This window comes from Bacillus sp. MYb78, from assembly GCF_002975115.1.
GTDB classification, from domain to species: Bacteria; Bacillota; Bacilli; order Bacillales; family Bacillaceae_G; genus Bacillus_A; species Bacillus_A cereus.
On record NZ_PCOB01000057.1, the window covers coordinates 1 to 3,658 of the forward strand.

Below are 3,658 nucleotides of genomic sequence, written 5' to 3' on the forward strand. Positions count from 1 at the left end.
ATTAAGAAGAAAATCTAAGCCAGTAATAGGGCTTAAATATTAATATACGAGGAGGTTATTTCATGGTGCGATAGGTTGATTGCAGCAAATGATCACCCGCCATATGAAATTGTGGAGATATCTTTAATGTCTAAAGCAAAACTGATATATATAGAATCGGCTTTACTGTCATATAGCCGCATAGTTGATGAAAAACATTCGGTAAACATCCTTCTTTCAGTCTTAAATGAAAAGTTAGTAGCTCAGAAATGTAATGTAAAACAAGCGCTTACCTGCTCCACTCGTTTATTAGTAAACAGAGGCGTATATTGGGAAGAGGAATATTTTGATTTATACAGCCTTGATGATAGCTATGATATAGCACAGGAAGGGATCCATTTTAATAAAGAAGATGTGATTACTGCTTATATCGATACATTAGGTGCTTTTCGCGTCCATTTTAACGAGTTTGAAGATCTATATTTACAAGTCATGAAACAGAAGTGGCAAGGGTAGAAGGCAGGAAAAGGAATCATTGAATCGTAAGAGTTACTTTCTGTATTTATCACCAAATTTATCTAGCCAACACGAATCTGTCTTCGTGTTGATGAATTTTTGTCTCTTAATAACTTAATGCTATCCTCTTTAATTTTTCCGACAGCAAGCAAAGCTAGCATTTTTAATGCATAATCAGATGCTTGTAAAGGAGCATCACTAATTAAATTTTTACCAGAGGGTAATTTATTTAATTAGTAGAAAAAGGAAGGGACCTATTTGGCTCCTTCCTTTTTCTCATACATACATAACGCTTGTTGACAACTTATGAAATAATAGCATTCATCGCTATTAAAATATAGCACTAAAAGTGATTAAACATATATGCAATTATACATATCCGTTTAATTGCATGAATGGGAACAAAATGATTTAACTCTTCCGGTATGGAAACAAATAGATTCAGGTATATTTAGGGTAAGAAGACCTGATTATTGATCGCTGGTTAAATCATATTTCTACGTATCTGAAACAAATTATTTCACTGGATTGTATGTTATAGATGGTGAGGGATTTATGAAATGTAGATTGTTTCTTGGTTTTTTGCTCGTGATTTTACTTTGAGGATACATCGGAAAAGAAGTTACGTTATATACGATTCAAAAAGGGGTATTAGTTAGTGCATCCATAGACACGCTCCGTTTCCTGTTTCCTATCCTACTAAATTACCATTCCAAGCAGATTCCTTCTCTTTCAAACAATTCATCCATTGAATAAAGATAATTCCGCCATACGTATCGGAGGGCATGAAGCTTTCTTAATAACATTTGGAATATATTTCAATATACTTCCGATACTATAACAGATCGGAAATTTCTCTATTGGAGGTATATAATGGCATATCCATTTCGTAACTTAGTATTTGAAGGTGGCGGGGTAAAGGGAAGCGCTTATATAGGTGCCATCCGTGCACTAAATGAAGAAGGGATTTTACCAGAAATACAACGATTTGGGGGGACTTCAGCAGGAGCGATTACTGCATTACTTTTAAGTCTTTCCATTCCATTCGCAGATCTTGTAAAAATCCACAAAGACATGAATTTCAAAGCGTTTAAAGATGATGATTTTTCGATTGTACAAGATAATATTCGTTTATTTTTTGATGGTTTTGGTATCTATAAAGGGGATTTCTTCACTGAGTGGGTAGGAAAGATCGTTGAAAAGTGGACAGGGAGTAAGGACACAACCTTTCAGCAGTTATATGACAAAACAGGAAAAGACGTGTTTTTCCAAGGAACGAACATTTCTACACACCAGCTTCGTACGTTTTCTCGCGAAACGACACCTGATGTCCCGTTAGTAGTTGCTGTGCGGATTTCGATGTCCATCCCATTCTTTTTTAAATCTGTGGAATGGGATAAAGATTATTATGTAGACGGAGGTGTACTCGATAACTACCCAATTCGTTTATTTGATCGGAAAAGTTTTGTGAATAAAGAAGAACACTTCACGACCACAGATACGATTGACGAGGTTAATAAACTGGTAAGCAATACGGAGGATCATTCTACACTAAGAAGCTTACACACGAAATACAATGCATCTTTTTTTGATCCTGCAGATGAAATTGTCTACAACAAAGAAACGCTGGGTTTCCGTTTAGAATCTCAGGCCGAGATTGCCATGTTAAAACATATCGCAACTTCAACAGAACATCATATTGGCCATTCTCTTATTCATTTTGCATGGAATTTGTCTCAAACGATGATCAAAGGTCATGAGAGCGGAAAAACAACCAAAGAAGATGCTGCCCGCACTGTATTTATCAATACATTCTTTACGCCGTCGTTTAATTTCGATATCACAGAAGAAGAAAAGAAAACACTCATGAATTCAGGCTATACTTCTACTAAAGACTATCTACATCAATTTAATACGTCTGAAGTAAAATTGTTTAATCGACCATAAAGCCGAGTGCAATGCACTTGGCTTTTTTTTAATCGTCCAGCAAATACGTTATTTTTTAGTAGGCAATTAAAATTTACATACATAATGCATAGAACAGTAGTGAGGAGATAACAGAAAGTAATAAATATAAGTTTTGATGACTTCTTATTTTGTAAAACTAGGGTGTAGAAAGGATGAAACAGATGGAAGAAAAACGAATTGCGATTTATGTAGTGAATGGCAATGTCAAAGTCGCGAGCAAGCTCCATGATGTTGTGTTAGATATTGTTGATTTTGATAATTTAGGAGAATACGTAGAGCCTGCTTTTACAGGGATATTGTATTAAGAACAGGAGGGAGTATGATTCCAAAAGAAGTAATGGTAGACTACGTCTCAATTTCCTGATTTAACAAACCCGCTACCAACTGAAATTGTTGTTTATTAAATTAGATTAAGAGATTTCTTGAAATGAAATAGTAACAAAACGGCTTTGTGGGAATTAAACAAAAGGCTGTTAAAACAATTAAAGTGTTAGTTAAAAAAGCTGATTGTGGAGCGAGAAGTAAACAATAAAAAAACTTTACTACATACATATGTAGCAAGTTTTTTTCTTAACGTACGAAATTCTTGTTATGCATCACTATCAACTTAAGATTATGTATCTTAGGATGAAAATAATTCTATCTCTCTATTCATTTATTTGAAGATTCTTAAAACTCTTGCGATAAAATGTGAATGTATTTATAATTATAGTTAGTTAAGCTAACTAATTATAATTAGTTTTTCAACACAGGAATAGTTCAATAAAAAACAAGAATCTGAAGCAAATTTGTCAATCTATAGAACGATTCCCCAAAGAATAGAGCTGTACGCAGAATGAATTAAAAAAAACGGCAGCAAAGGAAACTGATTCAATGGCAGCTAAGCTTGATTTACTTATGTTATGAGTATCTGATAATGCACGAGACAAAGAAATGGTATTTCGCTAATTACTTACTTTCTGTGCTTTTTGTGCATCATTAATTGAGGAGTAAAGTATTGGAAGGTTATTAAATAAAATACATGTAAGTATAAAAGCTAAAGTTGGAGAAGGTAGATAAATACGTTGGATTATTAAATTCAACTTATTTTTACGGAATAAAAGTTAGTCTAACTTATTATAAGTTAAACTAATTTAAATGAAAGACCAACTATGAGAAGTCAAGGGGAGTTTTTTATATAAATAGGGGGTGTTTT

The 3,658-nt window shown here is 33.6% G+C and carries 2 protein-coding genes and 1 pseudogene; all 3 read left to right on the plus strand.

Annotated features, from left to right (window positions below):
* Positions 1-48: 48 nt before the first annotated feature.
* Positions 49-495, plus strand: a pseudogene (locus CQ064_RS32845) (protein kinase); the annotation flags it as partial.
* Positions 496-1,368: 873 nt separating this feature from the next.
* A complete protein-coding gene (locus CQ064_RS32855) occupies positions 1,369-2,442 on the plus strand; it encodes a patatin-like phospholipase family protein (protein ID WP_000331139.1) in 1,074 nt (357 codons plus the stop codon).
* 173 nt (positions 2,443-2,615) lie between these two features.
* The gene (locus CQ064_RS33915) at positions 2,616-2,768 is read left to right on the plus strand and encodes a hypothetical protein (RefSeq protein ID WP_000812117.1); all 153 of its coding nucleotides are present in this window, start codon (positions 2,616-2,618) and stop codon (positions 2,766-2,768) included.
* The last annotated feature ends 890 nt before the right edge of the window (positions 2,769-3,658 follow it).

Excerpts from the sequence above, each read along its gene's own strand:
- CQ064_RS33915 (WP_000812117.1), top strand. The coding sequence starts at position 2,616 with ATGAAACAGATGGAAGAAAAACGAATTGCGATTTATGTAGTGAATGGC.
- CQ064_RS32855 (WP_000331139.1), top strand. The coding sequence starts at position 1,369 with ATGGCATATCCATTTCGTAACTTAGTATTTGAAGGTGGCGGGGTAAAG.